General features: G+C 58.4%; 1 protein-coding gene. It reads left to right on the plus strand.

Going from position 1 to position 1,841, the window contains the following annotated elements:
• Window positions 1–441 precede the first annotated feature (441 nt).
• Window positions 442–1,752: a group II intron reverse transcriptase/maturase gene (ltrA, locus tag C2U68_RS18480; RefSeq protein ID WP_222101935.1), complete on the plus strand. Its 1,311-nt coding sequence runs from the start codon at window positions 442–444 to the stop codon at window positions 1,750–1,752.
• Window positions 1,753–1,841 lie beyond the last annotated feature (89 nt).

Consider the following 1,841-nt stretch of genomic DNA (forward strand, 5'->3'; position numbering starts at 1 on the left):
CCTAGTGCGCTCGTGACGGCGCACACATAGCATGGTGAAAGTCCATGTCAGGGTATGCCAAGGCCCTGTAGCTGAAGATAACTGCGTCGTTGCGAAACGGGGTGGAGAGCAATCGGAGGCGAACTGGCGGTCCGCAGGAGACGAACTCGATTCGGCGGGACACGGCGGCGAGCCTGCTAGGAGATGGCGAAGCCTGAAACGCATCGAACACGTTGGTTTGGCGAAAGAAACGATGTTCGGGCCGTACCTGTGGTTGGAGGTGGAACGTTGGGACGTGTGTGCGAGATAAGCGAGGAGGCCTGTTCGGTGAAGCGAAACCGGGCAGGAGTCAGAGCCCGCATAGTACCGAAGCGGGGAAAGCCGCGAGAGGCTGGGTTAGCAAAGCGCAGTCGAGGGAAGGCAGGGCAGGAAGGTGGATGCGAGAAATCGAGAGTGAGGCAAATGACAGCACCGACAGTGTCGAAACAGACTAAACAAGGTACAGAAACGGCGGTAATACCCGGCGTGGAAGCCGCAATCTGGACGGAACGCATGGTGTTGGCACTGGTAAACGGTGTCGAAGGACGCAAATGGTACAGCTTGATGGACAAGGTTTACGCGCCGGGTACGCTAGCGTTGGCTTGGACGAAAGTTAAAGCCAACCGAGGCGCGGCGGGGGTGGACAGACAAAGTGTAGAGCAATTCGAAGCCCAAGCCGAGCGCTACTTGGCCGAACTGAGCCAAAGTCTGCGGGAAGGGAAATACCGACCGATGGCGGTTAAACGGGTGGAAATCCCCAAAGGCGACGGTCAACGTCGACTGCTGGGAATACCGACCGTCAAAGATCGCATCGTACAGGCGGCAGTCAAGATGGTGATCGAACCGATCTTCGACGTGACGTTTCTGAACAGCAGTTACGGATTTCGGCCCGAGCGAGGCTGCAAGGATGCCCTGCGTGATGTCGATGGCGGGCTTAAGGCTGGTTACACCTACGTGGTGGACGCCGACCTGAAAGGCTACTTCGACAGTATCCCGCATGCTCAACTTCTGGAACGGGTCGAAGCGCGAATCAGCGATGGTCGCCTATTGGCACTGATTGAAGGTTGGCTCAAGCAGGACATCCTGAAAGGGTTGGAACGTTGGACGCCGACGAGTGGCAGTCCACAAGGGGCGGTCATCAGTCCGTTACTGGCGAACCTATACCTGCATCCGCTGGACGAAAGGCTGATGGCGCGAGGTTATCGGATGGTGCGTTACGCCGACGACTTTGTCGTGCTATGCGCCAGCCGAGCCGAAGCCGAAGCGGCACTCGAGGTCATTCGGGAATGGGTTGAAGCCAATGGGCTGACGCTGCACCCCGATAAGACCCATCTGGGCGACTGTCGTCAAGCGGGCGAAGGCTTCGAGTTTCTGGGCTATCGCTTTGAAGCGGGCCAGCGTAGGGTACGTAAGAAAAGCCTGAGCCGGTTCAAAGACCGTATTCGAGAGAAGACCAAGCGCACACGGGGTGACAGCCTGGATAGGATCGTGGGCGATCTAAACCCGATGCTGCGCGGCTGGTATGGGTACTTCAAACATGCTCATGGCGGCATTTTTCGCTACCTGGACGGCTTCATTCGACGGCGGCTTCGATCGCTGCTGCGAAAGCAAGACAAGCGACCGGGCATTGGCCGATGCCTGAATGACCATCGACGCTGGCCGAATGCGTATTTTGCGGCTGCCGGGTTGTTCGCACTACATCCCGCCTGGCAAGCCGAGAGACACTCCCGATGAGGAAACTACCGACTGGAGAGCCGTGTGCGGGAGAACCGCCCGCACGGTTCGGAGGGCGGGAAGGGCTTAGGCCCTTTCCGACCCCTATC

Source organism: Methylomonas koyamae (assembly GCF_006483455.1).
Classification (GTDB): Bacteria; Pseudomonadota; Gammaproteobacteria; order Methylococcales; family Methylomonadaceae; genus Methylomonas; species Methylomonas koyamae_B.